Raw genomic sequence first — 22,141 nt, forward strand, 5'->3', positions numbered from 1 at the left:
GCTCAGGCGCCGACGGCGTGGCAAAGGTCGCGCAGCACCTGGACGCCGACGGTGAGCATCGCGACGTCCACCTCCGCGCTACCCGACAGGCCCGCGTACGCCGTACGTGCGCGGGCCAGCGCATCCCCGTGCAGCTCGGTCCACGACTCGAGGCCGCCGGCCCGCAACACGTCGGTGGCCAGGGTCACGGTCAAGGCTGCCAACTCGTCGCGAAGGGCTGCCTTGGCCAGCTGCACCCAGTGGGGGTCGGCGGTGCTGCTCGGAATCGCGGCGTAGAGCCACGACAGACCCACCGTCTCGCCGATCGCGGCATAGACGCGTTCGAGCCGGACCACGTCGAGTCCGCTCTCAGCGGATGCTGATGAGAGCGCCAGAGCCGCTCCCATGCGCGCTACCGCTCGGCAGCGAGTCAGAAGGTCTTGCGCGGCTCCGAGCGACCCGAGGTGGTCGAGTGCATCGGCGTACGCGGACCCGACGTCGGGTGACGGAGACGCAGCCAGAGCGTTGTGCAGGTCAGTGACAGCGTCTGCGAACGAGGCCACTTCGTCGTCGATCGAGCCCAGCGTGCTCTTCCGTCGTACCAGCCAGGACGCGTTGTAGTCCAAGACCCGTTCGAGCGCGCGCCTGATCGGGATCGTCGGCGCGACCGGGTACGGCGCCAACCCGTCCCACAGCTGGTCCAGGCCGAGCAGCTCCCTGACGATCAGGATCGCCCGGATCGTCTGCTCCGTGCTCGTGCCGGTCCGATCCTCGATCCGGTAGATGAATCCGGGGCCGACGCGGTCGATCAACTCGTTGGTCAAGCGGGTCGCGATGATGTCGCGACCGAGCTTGTGCGCCGAGATCTGGGCGGCGTACCGACCGCGCAGCTCCGCAGGAAAGTAGCCGGTCAGGACGCCGGCCACACCATCGTCATCGGGTACGTCGCCCTCGAGCAGCAGCCCGTGGGTGAGGTTCTTCGCGTGGGCGAGGATGACAGCGATCTCGGGGCGAGTGAGGCCTCGGCCGGACGCGCGTCGCCGCTCGATCTCCTCCGCATCCGGGAGGTGCTCGCGGCCCCGGACGAGTCCGTGTTCCTCGAGGTTGTGGATCACCTGGTCGTGCCGGTCCAGCACGGTCACGCCGTACCCCTCGGCCACGCTGATCGCCAAGGCCTGCTGCTCGCAGTCGTCCAGCACCGCCGAGACCACGGCTGACGCGCACGCGTCGAGGACACGGTCGCGCTCGGCCCGGCCGATGAGACCGGCGTCCTCCGCCGCCCGCAGCATGATCTTGAGGTTGACCTCCCGGTCGGAGGTGTTCACCCCGGCGGCATTGTCGATGAAGTCGGCGTTGACCCGGCCGCCGGCGAGGGAGAACTCGACCCTCGCGGCCTGCGTCAGCCCGAGGTTCCCACCCTCCCCCACGACCCTGCAGCGCAATTCGTCGGCCGTGACCCGGACCCGGTCGTTGCCACGATCCGCCACCTCGGCGTCGGTCTCGTACGACGCCCGTACGTAGGTGCCGATCCCACCGTTCCACAGCAGGTCCGCAGGTGCGCGGAGGACTGCCTGGACCAGTTCGTCCGGGAACAGAGTGTCGGCGTCGATGCCGAGAGCTGCCTTCGCCGGCGCGGAGATCGGGACGGAACGGCCGGACCGCGGGAACACCCCGCCGCCCGCGGAGATGGCGGAAGGGTCGTAGTCGGCCCACGAGGAGCCCGGGAGTGCCGCTAGCCGGGTCCGCTCGGCGAAGGATGCGCCCGGGTCGGGATCGGGGTCCAGGAAGACATCGCGGTGGTCGAAGGCCGCGACCAGGCGGAGCTTGTCCGAGAGCAGCATGCCGTTGCCGAAGACATCTCCGGACATGTCGCCGATCCCGACGACGGTGATCTCGTCGCGCTCCGGGTCCAGGCCGAGCTCGACGAGGTGGCGGCGTACCGCGACCCAGGCGCCACGTGCGGTGACCCCGAGCGCCTTGTGGTTGAACCCGGTGGACCCACCGGAGGCGAACGCATCATCGAGCCAGTAGCCGGCGTCCCGCGCTTCGGCGTTCGCCAGGTCGGAGAACGCGGCGGTTCCCTTGTCGGCTGCCACCACGAGATAGGGGTCCGCGTAGTCCGTCGCGAGGACTCCGGGCGGACGGGTGATGCCACGGCCGGCCGTCAGGTCGTCGGTAACGTCGAGCAGACCTCGGACGAAGATTCGATAGCAGCGCCTCACCTCGTCGGCGGCCGCGGCCGCGGTCAGCTCGGCGAGCGCGGTCTTCACGACGAACGCGCCCTTGGCGCCCGCCGGAACGATGAGGGAGTTCTTGACCTGCTGGGACTTCGCGAGTGCGAGCACCTCGTCGCGGTAGTCCTCGATCCGGTCGGACCAGCGCAGTCCACCCCGTGCCACGGCTCCGTAGCGCACGTGGATGCCCTCGACACCGGGATGATGGACGAACGTCTCGACCTTCACCGCCGGATCGGTGCGAAACGGCAGCTTGCCGGGGTCGAGCTTCAGGACGATCGTGGCAGACAGGGCACCCACGTCGTCGCGCCGGAAGTAGTTGGTTCGCGTCACCGACTCGAGCAGACCGGTGTACCAGTCGAGGACCCGGAACTCGTCGCGGGTCGTGGCGGCATCGGCGTACTTGCCCAGCAGGTGCTCGGCCCTCGTCGGTCGGTCCGGGTCGAACCGCTGCTCGAACACCTCGACCCAATGACGGACGAAGTCCCGATGCCGGGTCAGGATGCCGCGAACGTACGACCGGCTTGCCGCGAGGCCGGCCTGCCGTAGGTACTGGAACGCCGCCCGCACGAGCTGCACCTGCCTCGGGTGGAGCTGGGCGTCGACCACCAGCGAGGCGAACACGTCACGGTCGACGGAGCCCTCCCACGACGCGATGAATGCCTCGGTGAGCAGCGGCATAACCTCGTCGGCGTACGAGTCCTCGAACCGCTGGAAGAAGAAGGCATCCGCCGCTGCTTCGGGCCGGTGATCCGCAAGCCTGAGGCCCAGTTGGTCGAAGGTCGGAAGCACCTGCGACAGGGCCGGCCGCTTGCCCGGCCACCGCACCAGGCATCGCAGACCGGACCCGTTCGCGTCCCAGTCGACCTTGGGCAGTCCTCGCGTTCGAGCCTGCCGGTATGACTCGGCCATGAGCCCCTCCACGTGACGCAACCGTACGCCTGCACGCTCGGTCGTCCCCGCGCTCGGCGGGGGGTTATCGCGCGGCCGCGCTCTCCTGCGTCAGCGTGACAACCGCCTCCTCGAAGCCCTTCTTGAGGACCGCCACCGTCCCGTCGAAGTCGCCGGCTCGCATCCTGTCGACGATGTCCTCGTGCTCATCGACCAGATCCGTGCGGCGCTCATCCGCGCGGACGAGCACTCCAAGACACAGCCGGGTCTCGGAGATGACTGTGTGGAACACCCGGTCCAGCCGCGGGCTGTGCGCCGCTGAGACGATCACCGTGTGGAACTCCATGTCCAGCTCTGCCACAGTCTGCCAGTCGCCGGACTCTTCGGCGTTGCGCATCTGGCGGACGACCCGCTCCAGCGATCTGAGCGTCTGCACCGCCTCGGGACCGGACATGACCTTCCGGAGTGCCGCTGTCTCCAGGGCCAGCCGGACCAAGTAGATGTCCTCGAAGTCGGCCGTACTCATGACCGGCACAGAGACACCGTGATGGGGCTCGCTGAGCAGCAGACCTTCCTGGATCAAGCGCTGCAGGGCCTCCCGGACCGGCCCCCGGCTGACGCCGTACCTGGCAGCCAGCTCGACCTCGCTGAGCTGGGTCCCAGGCGCGAGCTCACCCTCGATGATGCTGGCGCGGATCCGTTCGCCGACCATCGTCGCGAACGTCGCCCGGGGGATCCGGGTCGGTGCTTCGTTCTTCCCCGTCACAATCGAGCTCCCTGACTGTTACCGGACCGAGACGCCGAATGCGGCTGCGGTCGTCGACCCCGTACGACGACGGGAAGACTGTCAACATTATACCAATGCGCAGACCCAAACCGGTCAACTGACCAGCTATCACCTGATCCGGTCCTGGAACTTGTAGTAGGCGCCGGCGAACGGCAGGAACCAGGGCGGGCCGACATGGCCAGGGATGCGCTTGAACGTGATGTCACGCCATGGGTTCGCCTCGATGCTGCCGCTCAGGTATTCGGCCATTTGCTTACCCATGTGGGTTGCCATCTGCACACCGTGCCCGGAGTAGCCCACCGAGTAGAACAACCCGTCGTGCTCACCGGCATGGACCAGCCGGTCCATGCTCATGTCGACCAGGCCGCCCCAGCAATAGTCCACCCGCGCGGCGGCCAACTGCGGGAACACCGACACCATGGCCTTGCGCAGAATGCGTCCACTCTTCTCGTCCGAGTGCGGACTGGACATCGCGAACCGGGCGCGACCGCCGAACAACAGCCGGTGGTCAGGCGTGATCCGGAAGTAGTAGAGCAGGTTCTTGGTGTCGGACGCCATCCGCCGGGTCGGCATGATCTGGTCGCAGACCTCCTTGCCCAGCGGTTCGGTGACGATGATGAAGCTGCCGACCGGAGCTATCCGCACCTGCAGCCACCGGAACGGCCGCCCGGTATAGCCGCTGGTCGCGACCAGCACCTGGTCCGCCCGGATGCTGCCCCGCGGTGTGACCAACTCGTGCCTGCTGTTGCCGAGTCGCCGTACCTGCTCGACCGGAGCCTTCTCATGGATCTCCGCCCCCTGCTGGGCTGCGGCCTCACCCAGGCCGCGGGTGAACTTCCCGACGTGCAGCCCGGCGCCGCGTGGATCGATCAGCGCTCCGGCGTAGTACTCGGAGCCGATCTCGCCGCGCAACTCGCTCTTGGAGACCAGCAGGGTCTCCTCGCCAAGTCGCTGCGCCAGCACCTCTTGGGTCTGCCGCAGGCCCTCCATATGCCCGTGCTTCGCCGCTAGCGTCATCTTCCCGGTACGCGCGAAATCACAGTCGATGCCCTCGTCGGCCACCAGCTTCTCGATCGTGTCGATCGCATCGTTGTAGGTCAGGTACAAGGCACTCGCGGTCGGGAACCCGTACTTGGCGACCGCGTCCCGGAAGCCCACCGACAGCCCGGGCGTCGCCATCCCCCCGTTCCGGCCGGACGCGCCCCACGCCACCGTCTCCTTCTCCAGGACCGCGACCTTGGCGCCTTTGCGAGCCAGGTGCAGCGCCGCGGACAGACCGGTCAGACCGGCGCCTACGACCGCCACGTCGACCTCACCACCCACCGCAGTACGAGACCGGTCGGGCCCCTGCTCGGAGGTGTCCAGCCAATATGGAATGAACTTCATCGCGGTGCACTCCCGTGTTCGTCAGATGTCGGTCGATTGCAGAACTGTGTGGAGGTCAGAGAACGCACTCGAGAAACTCCCGGGTCCGCGGCTCCTGCGGGCGGGCCAGCACCTCGCGCGCGTCCCCGCGCTCGACGATGACCCCGTCATCCATGAAGACCAGGTTCTTCGCCACCTCACGGGCGAACCCCATCTCGTGAGTCACTACGACCATCGTCATGCCGCCGGCGGCCACGTTGCGCATGACGTCCAGCACCTCCCCCACCTTCTCGGGGTCGAGTGCGCTGGTGGGCTCGTCGAAGAGCAGGATGCTCGGCTCCATCGCGAGAGCCCGGGCGATCGCGACCCGTTGCTGCTGCCCGCCGGACAGCTGCGAGGGGTACTGGCCCTCGAACTCGGCGAGGCCGACACTCGCAAGTAGCGATCGGGCGCGGTCCCTCGCCGCGTCGCGCGACATCTTCTTGACCAGCACCGGGCCGGCCATGACGTTGTCCAGGGCGGTCATGTTCGGGAACAGGTTGAACTGCTGGAACACCATGCCGATCCGGATGCGCTGCTGGGCGAGGCGCCGGCGGCTCACTGCATGGAAGGCGCGGGGATGTTCGACGTACCCGAAATCCTCGCCGTTGACCTTCAGCACCCCGCGGTCGACGGTTTCCAGGCCGTTGAGGCAGCGCAGCAACGTCGACTTGCCGGAGCCGCTGGGACCGATGATGCAGGAGATCTCGCCCGACTCGACCGTGAAGTCGACGTCGCGCAGGACTGGCTTGTCCCCGAAGCTCTTGCACAGCTTCCGGGCGATGATGCTTCCTTCGGCGCTCACAGCACGGACTCCTTCGGGGCGATCTCGACCTGGCCGGTCCGGCCGTCACCGTCGCCCGAACGACTCGGCCGGCCGGTGCGGGTGGACCGGGAGAACCGGCGCTCGATCATCGACTGCGGCACGCTCAGCGTCACGGTCATGATCAGGTACCAGAGGCTGGCCACGATCAGCAGCGGGATCGTCTCGTAGGTCCGGGCGTAGATCGACTGCGAGCTCTGCAGCAGATCGGCCACCCCGAGCACGCTGACCAGCGAGGTCTCCTTGAGCTGGCCGATGAACTGGTTGCCGGTGGGCGGGATGATCGTCGGCATCGTCTGCGGGATGATGACCGTACGGAGCTTCGTGAACCCGTGCATACCGAGCGATTCCGCCGCTTCGAGCTGACCCCTGCCGACGGCCGCGAATCCGCCGCGGATGATCTCCGCCATGTACGCCGCCTGGTTCAGCGTGAGTCCGATCAGAGCGGCCGTCAGCGGGCTGAGCAGTTCGTTCACGTTGATCGGCATCGAGATGCCGGTCAGCGGGATGCCGAGCGACAGGTGCGGATAGAGCGCGGCCAGGTTGAACCAGAAGATCAGCTGCACCAGCACCGGTGTTCCGCGGAAGAACGTGATGTAGAGCCGGGCCAGCCCCGACACCGGCCGCTGTGAGGACGAACGCATCACCGCCAGCACCAGCCCGAGGAGAATGCCCAGGGCCATGCTGCTGATCGTGAGCATCAGCGTGATCCAGATGCCGTTGATGATCGAGTCGGCGGTGAGGTACTTGAGCACCACGCCCCACCGGTAGTTCTCGTTCGTGACGAGCGTGTAGACGAGGCCGAGGATGGCAGCGACCGCGACAGCCCACGCCAGGTAGTCGACGGAGGTCTTGAGGCGGATGCGCGGCTTCACTTCGGGCGGGATCACCTGCATGGTTCGGTTCCTTTCCACGGGCCGGTGGCGTTGACCTCGGGGTCAGCTTTCGGCGATCGTCGCCTTGTCGAGCCCCCGGCCCTGGAATCCCCATCGGCCGAGCGCCTCGTCGTACTTCGGCGAATCGATGATCGACTGGATCGCCGCCTGCACCGCGGGTGTCAGCTCGGAACCCTTGCCCAGGGCAACCGCTACTTCGGAACTGGCGGCCGGCGGCTCCAGCACCTCGAAGGTCCTCGGCTGCTGGGTGGCGGCCCAGATCAGGGAAGTGGTGTCGTAGAAGACGCCGTCGATCCGCTGGCTGGCCAACTGGGTCAGACCGTCCTGCACACTGGGCAGAGACACACCCTTGATGGCCGGCTCACCCTTGGCCTCGCAGGACTCCTTGGACAGCTTGGGCAGCCGGATCAGCTCCTGCACCGAGCCCGACTGGACGCCGATGTTCCGGCCACACAGCGTGTCGACGGCCAGCTTCTTGGGGTTGCCGAACGGAACGACGATCGATGAACCGTTCTTGAAGTACTTGATCATGTCGAGCACCTTGAGGCGCTCCTTGGTCGGGGTCATGGTCGACACGGTGAGGTCGTAACGATGTCCCTCGAGACCGGGGATGATGGTGTCGAACTTGACGTTCTTGATGTCCAGTTGGAGATCGAGCTTCTTCGCGATCAGGCGAGCCATGTCGGGGTTGAAGCCGACCGCCGTCTTGTTGTCGGGGGCCAGGAACGTCGTGGGCGGGCTGGACAGGTCCATCGCGACCACGAGCTTGCCGGAGCTCCGCACCTCCGCGGGCACGAGCTTCGCGGCGGCGGGGTCGGCCTCGACCCCCTGAGAGATGTCGTCGGTGTGAATGCCGCCCTCGGCTGCCGCGGCGCGGGTGTCCTGGCTTCCCGTTCCACCGCATGCCGTGACGAGCACTGCGGCGGCGACCGCCACCGCAGCCCAAGTGATCCGCATATACCTGCGCATTGTCGTGCCTCCTGTGGTCTCTGGCTCGCCGGCGTGAGCGTCACACCGGTCAAGGCCTGTGTTGAGGTGTTGAATGTCAACAATCGATAAGCAGCCGCAGGCCGTAGCCGCTGGTTCGAAGCGCCACGTCATCCCGGGATGTGCGCCTGATGCTTGGCTGCACTTCCCTATCTGGGCTCATCCGGAGACGTACGGCGCGGCCGTCGATCCGGTGTAGGCGGGGCACCGGGTCTCGGGCGCTGCCTCTTCTTGCTTCTTGATCGTCCTCAAACTATGAGCCGCCAACTTTAGACTGTCAACAGTTTGTCGCCGACTGCCTGCAAATAACCGGGGTCAGGTCCCGGTCCACGTCGCCGCGACGGCGGTCATTCTGCGGTGGGATACCCACGCGATGCGTAACAACGGCTGAGGTGTTCGTGCTCGCCGCAGGTGTGCAGGGCCGGCTCGGCACTCTGGCATCGCTCGGTGAGTCCCAGCTCGGCTGCCTTCGGACATCGCGACAGGAACCGGCATCCGTGGGTCATTGCCCGGGCTTGGGCGACGCTTCCCGAGATCGAGAACAGCTTGCCGGGCTTGGCTTCCAGCAGCGAGGCCTTCAGCAACGCCTCGGTGTAGGGATGCTGGGGGTCGGCGAAGATGTCTGCCGTGACCCCGTCCTCGACGATCCGGCCGGCGTACATCACAGCCACCCGATCAGCCACTGAGGAGACGAGGCCCAGGTCGTGGGTGATCAGCAGGATCGACAGGCCGCGTTCGTCGCGTTTCTGCTTCAGCAGATCGAGGATCTGTGCCTGCACGGTCACGTCCAGCGCGGTGGTGGGCTCGTCGGCGATCAGCAGCTCAGGATCCGCGGACAGCGCGGCGGCGATCATCACCCGCTGCGCCATTCCACCCGACAGCTGATACGCGTACGACGACGACCGCCGAACCGGCTCCGGAATGCCCACATCCCGGAGCAGTTCCACCACCCGTGCCTTCGCCTCCCGGCGACTCATCTTGTGGCGGCGGCGTAACGCTTCGGCGACCTGGCTGCCGATCCGGGCTGTCGGGTCCAGCATCGCCTTGGGTTGCTGGAACAACATGGCGACCTTGCTGCCACGGATCTCGTTCCATCGCCTCGCCGGCATCGCCAGCAGGTCCTCGCCCTCCAGCACGGCGCTGCCCCGGACCACCTGGGCCCCGGTCGGCAGCAAGCCCATCACGGTCAGCGCGGTGAGGCTCTTGCCGGATCCGGACTCCCCTACCAACGCGGCGATCTCGCCCTCACCGACCTTCAGGTCCAAGCCGTCGATCGCCGGTCCGCCGGACACGCCGGGGAAGTCCACCCGCAGGTCGCGGACATCCAGCAAGGGGCCAGGCCCGCGGTCCGGCGACGTGCACTCCGCCCGCTTCCTTGCCTCAGGCATCGGATTCTCCCAGGTGCCGTCTGCGCCGCGTGCCCGAGACGTCCAGACCCTGGCCGATCATGGTCACGCTGAGCGCGGTGACGAAGATCGCCGCGCCGGGCAGAATTCCCAGCCACGGCGCACGTTCCATGTAGGGCTGCGCGTCGAGCAGCATCGCGCCCCAATCAGAGTCCGGCGGCTGCACGCCCAGGCCGAGGTAGGACAGCGCGCCGACGGTGATCAGTTTGTGCCCGAAGCGCAGGAAGCCCATCGCCAGCACAGGGCGCAGCGCGTTGGGAATGACATGCCGGAACAGGATGTACGTCTTCGGCAGGCCCAGTATCTCCGCCGCCTCGACGAAGTCCTTGGAGTTGATCTCCAGCGCGAGGCCGCGCATCAGTCTGGCGAAGGGTGTCCAGCCGGTGACTGTCAGGGCCAGGACGAGGGTGCCGTAGCCGCTCCCGAACAGCGCGATCAGGAACAGCGCGACCACGACGTCGGGGAAGCAGATCAGCATGTCGACGCTGCGCATCACCAGCTCATCGAGCCAGCCGCCTCTGCGCGCCGCCAACGCCCCGATGACCGACCCGGTGACCGCGCAGATGATCAGCGTGACGGCGGCGATGGTCACCGAGAACCGGCCGCCCCACATCAGCCGGGACAGCACGTCCCGGCCCAGATGGTCGGTGCCGAACCAATACTCCCCCGACAATCCGGCCAGGCGGTTCGTCAGGTCCTGGGTCGCGGGGTCGTGCGGTGCTATCCAGGGCGTGAGCAGCAGGGCGAGCACAACTGCTGCGAGCATTCCGGCGCCGATGCGGAAGGTCCAGGGCCGGCTGCGGGCGCCGCGCAGCATGAGGGCCAGTGCGTTCGGCCGATGCGGGGTCGCGGATCGCACCGCTGACGGGCGCTGTTCCGGACGCAGGCTGCGGCGTGGGTGCCAGCGCGTCACATCACTAGGCATGGCTGGTCACTCTGATCGCCGGATTGAGTACGCCGTACAGCAGATCGGTCACCGTGTTGATCGCCACCGCGAAGGTGAGGATCGAGACCAGGCCGCACTGAATCACGGGCACGTCGTTGTTGACGACGGACGTGTAGAGCAGCCGGCCCATGCCCGGGATGTTGAAGATCACCTCGATCACCACGGCCCCACCGAGAAGTCCGGCGAACCAGAAGGAGAACAGCGTCATCACCGGTAGCAGGCTGTTGCGCAGACCATGCCTGACCAGGGTCTGCGGATAGCTCAATCCCCGAGCGCGAGCAGCCGTCATGTACGGCGCGGCGAGCACGTCGCTCATCGCCGCGCGCGTCACCTGGGCGAAGTAGCCCAGCGGCCGGAGCGCCAGAGCGACAGCAGGCAGGACGAGGTAAGCCATCCCTCTCCAGCCACTCGACGGCAGCCAGCCCAGATAGCGGGCGAAGAGCAGAACCAGCACCGGGCCGACCCAGTACTCCGGCGCCGACACCGCGCTCTGCGAGACGAGCGTGATCGCACTGTCAACCTTGCCGCCCCGAGCGGTGGCGGCCCAGGCCCCGAGCGGCAGGGCGACGAGCAAGGCGAGCAGAAGGGCGGCCAGAGCCAGCGATATCGATACGCCCATTGCCGGGAAGACCAGCTCGTCGACGGGCGTCCGGCTGGTGAACGAGTAGCCGAAGTCGCCCGTCATCGCGTGGCCCAGCCAGTCCAGGTACTGCACGAAGACCGGCCGGTCCAGGCCCAGCTCCCGGGTCAACGCCTCCACCTGGGCCGGATCCAGCACAGGGTCGTTGACCCTGGCCTGCAGGATCTTCCGCGCCGGATCCCCCTCCCCGGCATACGGGATCAGAAACGCCAGCACCGACACCACCAGCAGCGTGATCAGCAGGACCACCGTCCTGCGAATCAGGAAGCTCAGCATCGCCATCTCCGCTGGTTCTCCCGGCCGGACACCGTGTCCGGCCTAGTTGACGAGGGCAACCAAGCCTCAGCCGACCCCCAACTTCAGATCCTTGGTGAGGACGTAGAAGTTGAGTGGGTGCGGCTCGAATCCCCGGACCCCCGAGCGGACCGCCGTCACGAGTGACTCGTGCACGAGAAACACGCCGGCGGCATCGTCCTGGAGCTTCTCCGCGATCCGGGCCTCGAGGTCATGCCGAGCGTTCGGGTCGCTGGTTGTCAACGCCTCGTTGATCATGGCATCGGTCTGCTGATCGCAGTAGTGGGCGATGTTGAAGCTGCCGCGGCAGGAGTAGTCCGACCGAAGGAACCCGGCCGGGTCACCGACGTCCACCAGGTAGCCGCGCGACAGGAGTGCGGCGTCGAACCTACCCGCGAGCATGTCAGGTTCCACCGACGCGTAGTCGCCTGCGCGAATCTTGACCTTGATACCGAGCTTGCCGACCTGTTCCTGGATGACAGCGGCCAGGTCGGCGAACTCGGGCCGGTCGTTGTAGGCGATCAGCACGAAGTCGAGCGAGTGTGGATCGACTCCCGCCGCATCGAGCAGGCTCTTCGACTCGTCGTGGTCGAAGGACGCCGGGGCCGCCCCCTCCGGAGTCCATGGGTCGTCGGGCGAGAACGGACCGACGGCGGGCGCCGCGACTCCCTCGTAGACGGTCGCGGCGATCGCCTTGCTGTCCACGGCGTGTTGCAGAGCACGTCGTACCAGCGGATTGTCGAACGGCGGGCGAACGTTGTTCAGCAGCATCACGGCGGTGCGCGGCGTCCGGACCTTCTGCAGCTCGATGCCGGCGTCGCCTTCCAGCGTGGCCAGGGAGACGGCCGGGACCACCGAGGCGATGTCCGCCTCACCGGTCTGCACCTGCGTCACGCGCGCGGCGCCGTCCGCGATGAAGCGCACCTCGGCCGTCGCGACACCCGGTGTGCCGCCCCAATAGTCGTCGTTGCGCTTGAGCTCCAAGGATTGGAGCGGTACCTCGTTGACGACCGTGAACGGCCCGGTGCAGGTCCCCCGGATGTTGATCCGCGGGCCGGCGTAGGCCTGCGGCGCCAGGATTCCCGTGCTCGGAGCGGCCATCCGCAGCGGCAGGAGTACGTCGGGCACCGAGGTGGCGACCTCGACGGTGGAAATATCAACCGCCTTCACGCCGGACACGACATCCGGGTTGAACGAGCGCGCCGGCGTCTTGGCCTTCAGCACGTGCTGCAAGGCCTGCACCACCGCGTTCGCGTCCATCGGCGCGCCGTTCTGAAACTGCACGCCGTCGCGAAGCTTGAACCGCCACGCGGTGGGCGTCACCTGCTCCCACGAGGCGGCAAGGCTCGGCGCCGGCGAGCCGTCAGCCTGGTAGCGGAGGAGCGACTCCAGGCAGCCGGCGCGGGAAAGCACTTGGGCATCGTCGCTTTCCGGCGCCCAGGCGGCGGCCGGCGCGAAGAACTCGGCGTACACCAGGCGACCGGTCGCGTTCCCGCCGGCCTCACCGTCGGCGCTCATACCGCACGCTGTGGCGCTCAGCGCGAGAACTGCCAAGCCGCACGTCCAACGCTTCCGACCCATTGTGGTCCTCCTCCCGCACCGGGCGGGACCGACAACCAAGAACGCCTATTGGTCATCATGACGGCCGTCGGACAGTCGCGCTACGACTTCGTTCACTGGTACGGCGAGGGCCCGCTCCACGTTCGTCCAGTCGTCCTTGGCATGGGCGAGCAGGTAGTCGCGGCGTTCCGGCACCCGCTGCGCCCGCCAGTTCGTGATCAATGCACGCACGGTGAGTCGCGCCAGCGCGGCGACTGGCAGCAACGGGCGTTCCGTGTCCTTGATCGGCCGGGTTCGTTCGTAGCCGGCCACGAAGGTGCAGGCGTCACGCCACGGATCCCCATCCGCCCGGCCGATCAGGTTCGCCAACGACACGGCGGGGTCGAAGATCAGCGCGCTGCACACCGTGTCGCCGAAGTCGATGACGCCGGTGACGAAGTCGTCGCTCACCGGATCAACCACGACGTTGTACGGACTGTAGTCGCCGTGGATCACCTGCCGTTCCAGGGCGCCGAGCCGCGGCGCGATCGCGGCGCCGTACAGGCCGAAGACCTCGCGAGCCAGTTGACGGTGGCCGATGTTCGGCGTGTGGTCCACCAATTCGGTCAGGTGGTCGAACTGGCCAATGTCCCACACCAGGCCTCTCGTGTCCGCAGGGTGCGCGAAAGACTCGAGCGCCACGTCGATTCGCCCCAGCATCTCCCCCACCTTGGCGAGCTGCGCCGCGTCCGGATCCGTGCGTATCCAGACGGCGCCCTCGACGAAACCGAACACGCGCAGGACGCGAGTCCTGCCGTCGTTCAACGGGATGAGCACGTGGTCGTCGCCGTCGACGGTCAGCCTCACCCGCTGGACCGGCAACTCCGGAGCGGCGGTTTCGAGAAAACGCATCGCGGCAGTCTGCAACGAGACCACCAACTCGGCCTCGTCGGGTGGTGAGACCTTCACCAGGCAGTCGGACGCGCCGGTTCTGAGTCTGAACGTGTCGTCCTTCTCCGTCGCCAGCCGCTCCAGGCGCCCGCCGACCTGGTAGTGCTTCTCGAGCAGGATGTTCATCAGCGTCGCGTCGACGGGCTCATGCGACGGTCCCAGGCCGCTCTCGGCGAAGAGTCCCTGGGCAGGGCTCGTAGGCGGCGAAGCGCTCACTGTCGGTCCCTTCGGCCGGCTACAGCCGGACTTTCGCGACCTCGGCGAAGGTCTCCAGGAATCGGGTCACGTCGGCGGAGGTGAAGGCGAGCGGCGGGCGGATCTTCAGCACGTTCGCCGCCCTGCCGGTGCCGTTGATGAGGATTCGCCGATCACGAAGGTCGTTGATGACGTCCTCGGCACGCCCGCGGTCCGGGCGGTAGAGCGTCTCCCGGTCCCGGACGATTTCCACCCCGACGTACAGACCACCACCGCGCACTTCAGCGACGTGGGCGGAATTCCGCGTGATCTCCACCAGGCCGGCTCGCAGCGCCTTGCCGTTCTCCAGAACGCGCTGCTGCACGTTCTCCATCTCGAAGACATCCAGTACTGCGGCGCCGGCAGCCACCGGGATCGAACTGCCACCGAAGGTGTTGAAGTAGCGGACGTTCCGGCCGAACTCGTCGGACACCTCAGGGCGGAAGACCACACCGGACAGCGGCAACCCGTTGCCCATCGGCTTGCCCATGGTGACGATGTCCGGCAGCACACCGTGGCGGCTGAAGCCCCACATCGAATCGCCGAGCCGGGCGAACCCCGACTGGACCTCGTCCGCGATGTAGACACCGCCGGCTGCGTGCACCTCGTCCACAACAGGCCTCATGTAGCCGACCGGGTCGGTGAAGATCCCGTCGCTGGTGTACGCGCTGTCGGTGATCAGGGCCGCCAGCCGGAAGCCATGACGCCGGAGATCCTCGATCGCGTCACGCACCTGATGATGCATGTGCTCGGTCAGCACGGATCCGGACGCGGCCAGCCGCGGGTCGGGAGGATCGATGAGCCGCACGTTCGGGCCGAGCGGTGAACCGGAGCCCAGATGCGGCGAGAAGCTCGCCACCTCACGGGTAATGCCGTGATAGGCCCACCGAGTCACGATGATTCCCTCACCGCCGGTGTGGTACCTCGCAACCCGGATCGCCAGGTCGTTCGCCTCCGACCCGCTACACGCGAGGCTCAGCCTCGACAACTCCGCGGGGAACGTCGCGAGAAGCCGCTCGGCATAGTCCACCAACGACTCCTGGACGTAGCGAGTATTGGTGTTGACTGCCGCCAACTGGCGGGAGACGGCCTCGACGACGTGCGGGTGCGCGTGTCCAACGCAGGGAACGTTGTTGTACGCGTCGAGGTAGTCGTTGCCGTCCCGGTCGACCAGGTGGGCCCCGTAGCCGGAGACGAACTCGACCGGCTCCTTGTAAATGAGCGTGTAGCCGGGGCCGAGCACCTCGTCGCGGCGCCTGATCGTCTGCTGAAGGCGTTCCGGGAGATCGCTCAGAACCCCTGGGTCGAACCGATTCGGGTAGTTGACTACTGCTCGGCTCAACATCGAAGTCATCATCCTGCTCACGGGTCGGCGTGCGGCGGGCTGTGCGGCTCGAGTCAGATGCCGAGCATGCGGTTGAGCTCGTCGAGGGACTTCACCGTCACGTACCCGTAGCCCGGGGTGATCGGGTCGTAGCCGCGGTCCAGGAGGACCAGGTTCGGGAAGTGCAGGTCGTGCATCGGCATCAGGTCGTACCGGGTGTGCGAGGACACGTGGACGAAGTCCTCCGGGGACGCGTCGAGCTTGTCCAGCATGTACTCGAAAGCGGCGTACCGAGGCTTGTAGTACCCGGCCTGCTCCGCGGTCAGGACAGCGTCGAACTTGGCTCCGAGCCGCGGCACACTCTCCGCCAGGAACGAGTCGTCGGCGTTGGACAGGATCACCAGCTCGTAGTTCTCACTCATCGTCTTCAGCGGCGCCGGCACGTCAGCGTGCGGTCCCCAGCTCCGGACGCCGTCGGCGAACCGCTTCCCCGCGTTCGGGTCCACCTCGAGGCCCCACCTGCGGCAGACCCGCTCGTACGAGTCCTGCAGCACCTGCTCGTAGGCGTAGTACTCACCGCACACCTGGTCGTAGCGGTAGCCGCGGAACTCCGCCACGAACTGGTCCCAGCTCTCCGCGGGGACCTGGTCCCCGACGAGCTCACGGGTGATCGGGGTGATCTGGAAGTCGATCAACGTGCCGTAGCAGTCGAACGAGACGTAAGTCGGCCGGAACGTCGGGGTGCCCATAGTCACTAGCTGCCTCTCCGCGGGTTGGTCTGATGGCATCAACCGTAGGATCGCAGACTTTCTATTGTCAACAGTCTAATGCTGTCAGCTTGACCGAAGCCTCCCCTGCCGAACCGCGCCCACGGGCATCAACCTCGCTGTCCCCGAGCACATCCCCCACGGAAGCCCGATCTGATCCACGCCGAGAGCTGGGACCAGGCCGTCGAGGTGTGTTCGAACTGGATCAGCGACGCCGACGCAGCCCGATTCGCCCGGCGGTTCCTGCCTGTTCGGTACCCCCGACGAGATTGCCTCCGGAATTCGGGAGATCTCGGCGCATGGGTCAGCGCGGCATGCCTGCAGCACGTCGGTTCGTGGGATCTCCCGACGACCTTGGTCGCCGAGGTGGGCCGCACAGTCCTGCCGTTGCTGAACCGGACCTGAGCACAGAAGGAGCCAATCCATGCGGAAGTGCTATGCGGACACCCGGCACGGCCAGATCCACTATGCCGACCAGGGCAGCGGCCAGGCCGTGCTACTCCTGCACCAGACGCCGAGATCGTGGGACGAGTAGCGGGTCGTGATCCCCCGGCTGGCAGGCCATCGCCGGGTGATCGCACCGGACACGCTCGGCTTCGGCGCCTCGGACACGCGGGCGCAGCCGTGGTCGGTGGAACTGTTCGCCGACGGCGTCGAGGACCTGGTGGACGCAGAAGGACTGGAGGGGTTCGATTTGGTAGGTCGTCGGCACCGATCAGATCACGAACCGGTCGCACGGCGTCATGCTGCGCGCCGCTTCCAGACGCCGACGTGCTGCAGCGTCGATCTTCATGCAGCACCTCCTGGCAAGTCCGGCACCGTCGCCACACTGTAGGACCGCACGAACCACCCACCCGCGATTCGCGGTCCGCTCACCGAAACGGCCCCCGATACCTTGAACGGCACCGCGACGAGCCTGGCCCTGCTCCCGGGCAGAGACAGCGCGCCTGCCCGCACCGCTCCCCCACAGCCCTTCAAACAACCAACTGCGTGGCCAGTCAGTCGCTAAGAACCGGAATGCTCGTAACTCGGCACCACACCCTACGCCGATCTCAAGCACTCAACTCCGGCCGTGTGGTTAAGGTGCGTGTCCCTCCTCGGACACCAACGCTAAAGCCACGCAGAGCGGGGCTTATGGCGACTTCAGCCGATCTGGTCTCGTGGTTGTAGCTCACCTGGAGCCCAAGCGCTCGGGAACCTCGGCGGCCCTTTTGTCGGCCACCGCCGCGTTGTATTGCTCTGTCAGCGCCGCGGGATCCCAACCGGCTTCGAGCGCTCGCCGCAACCGGGCCATCGCAGCCTCCGCCGCCTCGATCCTCTGCGCCAACCTGACCGCAACGAATGCTGACTCGTGATCCTCTTCGACTGCTGCCAACGCCTCCGCGGTCTCGGCGAGATGCTCGGGGCTGAACAGCGTCGCGATCCAGGCGTTCACCTTCCGCGTCAGATGGTCCTCCCGCAGGTACACATTCGCCGGATGGACAGCCGCCACCTCTGACCCTGGCACCAGAGTTCGAGCGCAGCACCGGTAGAAGATGGCATGCTTCCGCGCAGCGCCTTGCATCTTCCGTCCGCACAACCCACACCGCACCCGCGCGCCCGGAACCGATAGACCCGCGTGGTTGTCACACGCGTCCGCTCACGCCTGGCCTGATCCGCCGGTCCGCTCCCTCGGCGCACACGCAACTCCAGCTGTGCTCGCGTGAAGGCGTCTACGGACACGATGGCGGGGTGGGCGGGCTCCCGAGAACGTACGATCTTCGACTGCCGCGACCGCCGGAACCGTACGACGTGCATGCCGGTTCTGCTGTGGCGTGTGCGCCGATGGACACGGGACGCCATCGACGTTCAGCGTCTCAGCTATCGACTTCAGGCCCAGCCCACCGAGCTACAGCTCGAAGATCCGCTCAACAACCGGCGCCGCCTCGTTGTCGACGGCAAGCACCCGAAGCCTGTAACCCTCCTGCGCTTTCCGCGGGTTCGGATGCGGGCCGGCGTCGACGACCACATACCCGTAGGGCGCCCTGCCGCCCTGGTACCGCCCATCGGTCACCACCTGAGCCGCCATCGCCGCCCGTACGCGGCGTTGCACATGCTGGCGTTCCGACTTCGACAACCCACCGGTGATCGTCATCGCCATGTCGTGCACAGAGTTCTCCGGATCGAACTGCGCACCGAGACTCGGTATCCAGAGCGAGACGCCGTACCGATGGAATTTCGGCACCCGGCTCGCCTCGTTCCGCCGCTCCCAAGGCAACGACCGCGTCTGCCCGATGTCGAAGAACTCCGCTACGATCTCGCCGCCGAGCGGCTCGACAAACCGGGCGGCTTCACCCAACTGCCACGCCAGCGACGACTTCGGATCCTGGTTGTCCTCCGTCGAGCAACGCCCGTAGAACGCCAGCCGCCCGATCCCATCGCCTCCGACCGGACGAGCAGCAAGCGCCTCCATCCCGAGCAGCTCATCCAGCGTCGCCCACTCGTCCTGCCTGTCGCCGATCATGATGCCTTCTCCTCCGACCGCGAAGCGTTCTCAGCTGCACGCCTCTTCTGCGCCAGTCGTACAACAATCCGGCGCAGCACACGAGCCACCTGTGGATAAAGCACCGGCGGCCGATCGGGCGCTTCTACTCTCACCCGCGACTCTGGCTTCGCCCGCTGGACCTCTCGTCTGTTCGCCATGAATGCTCAACGCCCCGCACCACCAGCGAATCGGCAAATGAGGGCTCCTGCGAAACGCTGCGAAGTGCTGCGCTGCGCCCACCCGGCCTGACACGGCGTCAGGAATCGGATGGACGCAGCTTCCGGGGCGAAGGCGGGACCAGGATCAGTGAGGGGCTGGTCATGAACTTCCGGTCGAACGAGGAACGGAAGCGGGGCATAGGGGACTTTGAGGAGAACGTGGGCTGCTCCTCAGCGCGTCCGCTCCCCCGGCTCGAGGGGCGATCAGCACGTCATGGCCGGATCGCGTGAGCTGGTCGCCGGCCCTCGAGGAGCTCGATTACCGCAGTTGCCCGGATCCGCGAACCGCCGGCATGAACCTTCCGCCACTCCACCATGCGATATCTGCGGGTAGACATCCGCTGAGTGATCGGACCGCGGGCCAGATATGCCTCCACGCACCAAGGGAGAATCTGACTGACGCCGTGTGGGTCGTAGCCCTCCGGCGAGACGCCGTTGCGCCGATCGACCGCCGCAGTCCTCAGGACCCACCGGCGCAACCGCCGGTCGCGGACATTCCGCCGCTTACTCATCGAGCCAGTCGGGGTGTGCGAGGTCGCCGTCATCAAGCCACTCGGTGCCGGCGTCATCCCGATGCGGACCCTGGTGATATCCGAGAACGCACGGTTGGTCGCCGCGAGGGTTCCGGCCATCGCAATCCATTTCCTGCGCCGAACGCAGGACCGGCCACTCCCGCGTTCGCGGCCTGGTCACGTCCACTTCCCCGTCCTCCGATCAAAGTCACAGCTTGGACAGGCCAGGGCGACAGGGCAGAGGAACCGCGCACTTTCCGGCGCACGCTCGGGCTCACCCACCGCCCTGACCATGCTCCAAATCTGCCGTCAGCAACGCGAACGAACCGCCGAGACAGCCAGTGACCATTAACCCCAAGCCTCCCCGTGCAACGGGGAGGTTGTGACACCATGGGAGGCATGAGCATCACCCCTGGCACTCGTCCGGCAAGAGCGAGCAGTCTGCGCCAGGAGCGACGAGACTGGGCCACCGAACTACGCGCTCAGGGATCAACCTGGGTCGAGGTCGCCGACGCTTTCGCCGACCGGTACGGCGTAAATCCACGGGTGGCGTTCCGCCTCGCTCACGACTGGAGCCAGCGCGACGCAGCCGACCAATGGAACCATCACTGGCCGGACGACCCCAAGACCTTCAAGAACTTCTCCTCCTGGGAGCAGTGGCCGACGCCAACCGGCTACGCCCCATCCCTCGATGTCCTCGCCCGACTGGCCGAGCTCTACCAGTGCGCCGTCGCGGATCTCGTGGCCGACCTCGCCGACTATTCGTGCCTCGACACAGCGCGAGCGACAAGCGGCAATCTCAGCGGACTCTGGCTTTCCCAGTACAGCTACTTCTCCGCCGGCCGCGACGCGACATTCGAGGGCCAACACACTATCCGCCTCCACCACACCGGAAACCGGCTCCACGGTTCGACCGATCCCGCCGATGGCGAATCACGACTCACGCTCGACCTGTCCGTCAACGGAGCCATCGCCACCGGAACCTGGAAGGAGCGAACGGCACCCACCGGCTACTACCGCGGCGCGGTGTACCACGGCACAATCCAACTCGTCATCAGCCCACACGCCCGCCGCATGAACGGCCGCTGGCTGGGCTTCGGCAAGAACTTCATCGTCAACTCAGGAGACTGGCACCTGGAGTGGCACGACGCCTAGCAATCAGATACCGGCACATCTCCGGAGCCGCTGATCAAGGCGACGATCGTCGTACCCCTTGGGAACGCGTCGCGAGCCACCTGGTCGAACAACGCGTACATCATCTTCGCCTCGTAAACCCAGTCCAGCCGCAAACCATGCCGCGCCTCGAAGTCATCGATGAACTCGTCCAACTCCCGGCTCCGCTTCGCGTATCCGCCGAAATGGTAATCGCACTCGAGCCGCCAGGATCCCCTGCGCGCGCCGTACACCTGCCGCTGCAGTTCAGCGATCTCCGCTTCGAGAAAGTCGCCGCCCTTCAGAACCGGGACCCCGATCACCAACTGATCCCGGCGCGCGCCAGCCGCTACGCCTGCGAGTGTGCCCCCAGTACCAACCGCGCAGAACAGAACATCGAAGGACGAGTCCAGCTCCGCCGGCAGCTCGGCACAGCCGCGTACGGCGTCAGCGTTGCTACCGCCTTCGGGGATCAGATAGAAGTCGCCGAACTCCCGATGAAGCGCATCGGCCACCGCATCTGAGTTCTTGATCCGGTACGTCGTGCGATCGAGGTACGTGAGCCGCATCCCGCGAGAGACGGCGTACTGCAGCGAAGGATTGAGCGGCAGGTGCTCCTCACCCCGAATCACCCCAATCGTGCTGAAGCCGCAGTACTGCCCGACCGCCGCCGTCGCCCGAACGTGATTCGAGTACGCCCCACCGAACGTCAGCAAAACCTCGAAGCCCAACTCCCGAGCAGTCGCGATGTTGTACTTCAACTTCCGCCACTTGTTGCCCGGCACATCCGGATGAATCAGATCGTCCCGCTTCAGCAGAACCCGCACCCCCGCAGCCCTCAGCCGCTCATCGTCAACCTCAACCACCGGCGACGGCAACCGAAGCTCCGACATCAGCCCATCCTCCACCACGCCAGCATGGCACGTCGCCAAGAACCTGCTCCCCCAGGTCCTGGCACCAACGCTGGCACACATCTTGCACCCGAGGCGTTTCGGCGATCTGCAACGGGCATTTCGGCACCTTCGGGGGCCGGACGCTGAGTCATTTATGGACGATCTTCCACCCCCGTTTGGGCCCGATTTGAGTGCGCGCCAGCACGTGTGTGAGCACTGCGGAGACACCTACACCGCGGCCAGATTCGACCAACGGTTCTGCTTGGATCGCTGCAGTCTGCGCCACTGGCGGAGCCGTAAACGGGTCCGCTCGGCAGAGGCAATCGAGGCAGAGCACGTAGCCGTGCTCATCGCGGAAGTCGATCGTCTGCAGCGCCAGGTCACCGAACTTCAGCACGCGAACGCAACCCTCCGAGAGGCCTTGTGTCGTGCTCGGACGCGCCTGTTGTCCGCTCAAACCCGTATCGCGGGTGGGCCTGAATCGTCACTGTTGGCGCACCAACGCGATGCCGCCAGACGACGACTCGGGATGGCACCGCCGCCATGGCCCGCACGCTGAGCTGGTCCAGTAGTTGGTGATGCACGCGCCGTTGGGGCTCAGTCCGTCGTCACCGCCCCTGAGGAAGTCGTCGGTCAGCGGCCAGAACACGTTGAGCATCATCGTGATGAAGCGGTTGAGATCGAAGCCGGGGTAGCCGCGCATCAACTCCGCGCGGCTACCGACCGGGCCGAGGATCTCG

Annotated in this window: 21 protein-coding genes; 3 read left to right on the top strand and 18 right to left on the bottom strand. The window is 66.7% G+C overall.

Annotation, left to right across the window (positions count from 1 at the left end):
• Positions 1–2: 2 nt before the first annotated feature.
• The 6 genes from AB0H36_RS12390 to AB0H36_RS12415 all read right to left on the bottom strand — a co-directional run bounded on the left by AB0H36_RS12390 (position 3) and on the right by AB0H36_RS12415 (position 7,971).
• Positions 3–3,125: an NAD-glutamate dehydrogenase domain-containing protein gene (locus AB0H36_RS12390; RefSeq protein WP_360520552.1), complete on the bottom strand. Its 3,123-nt coding sequence runs from the start codon at positions 3,123–3,125 to the stop codon at positions 3–5.
• A 64-nt stretch (positions 3,126–3,189) separates the two neighbouring features.
• On the bottom strand, positions 3,190–3,870 hold the full coding sequence (locus AB0H36_RS12395) for a GntR family transcriptional regulator (RefSeq protein ID WP_360520555.1): 681 nt from the start codon (positions 3,868–3,870) through the stop codon (positions 3,190–3,192).
• A gap of 129 nt (positions 3,871–3,999) precedes the next feature.
• A complete protein-coding gene (locus tag AB0H36_RS12400) occupies positions 4,000–5,277 on the bottom strand; it encodes an FAD-binding oxidoreductase (protein WP_360520557.1) in 1,278 nt (425 codons plus the stop codon).
• 55 nt (positions 5,278–5,332) lie between these two features.
• A complete protein-coding gene (locus AB0H36_RS12405; RefSeq protein WP_360520560.1) occupies positions 5,333–6,100 on the bottom strand; it encodes an amino acid ABC transporter ATP-binding protein in 768 nt (255 codons plus the stop codon).
• Positions 6,097–7,014 (bottom strand): amino acid ABC transporter permease, encoded by a 918-nt coding sequence (locus tag AB0H36_RS12410; RefSeq protein ID WP_360520563.1) that lies wholly within the window; start codon positions 7,012–7,014, stop codon positions 6,097–6,099. Before AB0H36_RS12410 ends, AB0H36_RS12405 begins: the two co-directional genes overlap by 4 nt.
• A 42-nt stretch (positions 7,015–7,056) precedes the next feature.
• Complete coding sequence (locus AB0H36_RS12415; protein ID WP_360520566.1) at positions 7,057–7,971, bottom strand: ABC transporter substrate-binding protein; 915 nt, start codon at positions 7,969–7,971, stop codon at positions 7,057–7,059.
• Between the two features lie 85 nt (positions 7,972–8,056).
• On the opposite strand from AB0H36_RS12415, the gene AB0H36_RS12420 reads away from it, so the two are divergent.
• A complete protein-coding gene (locus AB0H36_RS12420) occupies positions 8,057–8,200 on the top strand; it encodes a hypothetical protein (RefSeq protein ID WP_360520569.1) in 144 nt (47 codons plus the stop codon).
• Between the two features lie 148 nt (positions 8,201–8,348).
• On the opposite strand, the gene AB0H36_RS12425 is transcribed toward AB0H36_RS12420, so the two are convergent.
• The 7 genes from AB0H36_RS12425 to AB0H36_RS12455 all read right to left on the bottom strand — a co-directional run bounded on the left by AB0H36_RS12425 (position 8,349) and on the right by AB0H36_RS12455 (position 16,084).
• Positions 8,349–9,389 carry an ABC transporter ATP-binding protein gene (locus AB0H36_RS12425; protein ID WP_360520572.1) on the bottom strand — a complete coding sequence of 347 codons (1,041 nt, stop codon included), beginning with the start codon at positions 9,387–9,389 and terminating at the stop codon, positions 8,349–8,351.
• Entirely contained in the window at positions 9,382–10,224 is an 843-nt protein-coding gene (locus tag AB0H36_RS12430) for an ABC transporter permease (protein WP_360520575.1), read from the bottom strand. Before AB0H36_RS12430 ends, AB0H36_RS12425 begins: the two co-directional genes overlap by 8 nt.
• A 100-nt stretch (positions 10,225–10,324) precedes the next feature.
• Complete coding sequence (locus tag AB0H36_RS12435; RefSeq protein WP_360520578.1) at positions 10,325–11,269, bottom strand: ABC transporter permease; 945 nt, start codon at positions 11,267–11,269, stop codon at positions 10,325–10,327.
• Between the two features lie 66 nt (positions 11,270–11,335).
• Positions 11,336–12,805 carry an ABC transporter substrate-binding protein gene (locus tag AB0H36_RS12440; protein ID WP_360520580.1) on the bottom strand — a complete coding sequence of 490 codons (1,470 nt, stop codon included), beginning with the start codon at positions 12,803–12,805 and terminating at the stop codon, positions 11,336–11,338.
• A gap of 108 nt (positions 12,806–12,913) precedes the next feature.
• Complete coding sequence (locus tag AB0H36_RS12445) at positions 12,914–13,993, bottom strand: phosphotransferase (RefSeq protein ID WP_360520583.1); 1,080 nt, start codon at positions 13,991–13,993, stop codon at positions 12,914–12,916.
• A gap of 19 nt (positions 13,994–14,012) precedes the next feature.
• Complete coding sequence (locus tag AB0H36_RS12450; RefSeq protein WP_360520586.1) at positions 14,013–15,356, bottom strand: aspartate aminotransferase family protein; 1,344 nt, start codon at positions 15,354–15,356, stop codon at positions 14,013–14,015.
• Positions 15,357–15,409: 53 nt separating this feature from the next.
• Positions 15,410–16,084 carry a haloacid dehalogenase type II gene (locus tag AB0H36_RS12455; protein ID WP_360520589.1) on the bottom strand — a complete coding sequence of 225 codons (675 nt, stop codon included), beginning with the start codon at positions 16,082–16,084 and terminating at the stop codon, positions 15,410–15,412.
• 559 nt (positions 16,085–16,643) lie between these two features.
• On the opposite strand from AB0H36_RS12455, the gene AB0H36_RS12460 reads away from it, so the two are divergent.
• Positions 16,644–16,937: a hypothetical protein gene (locus AB0H36_RS12460; protein WP_360520592.1), complete on the top strand. Its 294-nt coding sequence runs from the start codon at positions 16,644–16,646 to the stop codon at positions 16,935–16,937.
• Positions 16,938–17,273: 336 nt separating this feature from the next.
• Here AB0H36_RS12460 and AB0H36_RS12465 read toward each other — a convergent pair whose 3' ends face one another.
• Together AB0H36_RS12465 and AB0H36_RS12470 are read right to left on the bottom strand one after the other, a co-directional pair.
• Positions 17,274–17,594: a hypothetical protein gene (locus AB0H36_RS12465; RefSeq protein WP_360520595.1), complete on the bottom strand. Its 321-nt coding sequence runs from the start codon at positions 17,592–17,594 to the stop codon at positions 17,274–17,276.
• 396 nt (positions 17,595–17,990) lie between these two features.
• Positions 17,991–18,605 (bottom strand): hypothetical protein, encoded by a 615-nt coding sequence (locus AB0H36_RS12470; protein WP_360520598.1) that lies wholly within the window; start codon positions 18,603–18,605, stop codon positions 17,991–17,993.
• A gap of 1,297 nt (positions 18,606–19,902) precedes the next feature.
• On the opposite strand from AB0H36_RS12470, the gene AB0H36_RS12475 reads away from it, so the two are divergent.
• Positions 19,903–20,511 (top strand): hypothetical protein, encoded by a 609-nt coding sequence (locus AB0H36_RS12475; protein ID WP_360520601.1) that lies wholly within the window; start codon positions 19,903–19,905, stop codon positions 20,509–20,511.
• On the opposite strand, the gene AB0H36_RS12480 is transcribed toward AB0H36_RS12475, so the two are convergent.
• The 3 genes from AB0H36_RS12480 to AB0H36_RS12490 all read right to left on the bottom strand — a co-directional run.
• Positions 20,508–21,386 carry a pyridoxal-phosphate dependent enzyme gene (locus AB0H36_RS12480; protein WP_360520604.1) on the bottom strand — a complete coding sequence of 293 codons (879 nt, stop codon included), beginning with the start codon at positions 21,384–21,386 and terminating at the stop codon, positions 20,508–20,510. The two genes, AB0H36_RS12475 and AB0H36_RS12480, sit on opposite strands and share 4 nt — an antisense overlap.
• A gap of 163 nt (positions 21,387–21,549) precedes the next feature.
• The gene (locus AB0H36_RS12485; protein ID WP_360520607.1) at positions 21,550–21,798 is read right to left on the bottom strand and encodes a hypothetical protein; all 249 of its coding nucleotides are present in this window, start codon (positions 21,796–21,798) and stop codon (positions 21,550–21,552) included.
• An 87-nt stretch (positions 21,799–21,885) separates the two neighbouring features.
• The coding region (locus AB0H36_RS12490; RefSeq protein WP_360520610.1) for a hypothetical protein at positions 21,886–22,141 on the bottom strand (256 nt) is incomplete at its 5' end.

The organism is Kribbella sp. NPDC050820 (genome assembly GCF_040653975.1).
GTDB lineage: Bacteria > Actinomycetota > Actinomycetes > Propionibacteriales > Kribbellaceae > Kribbella.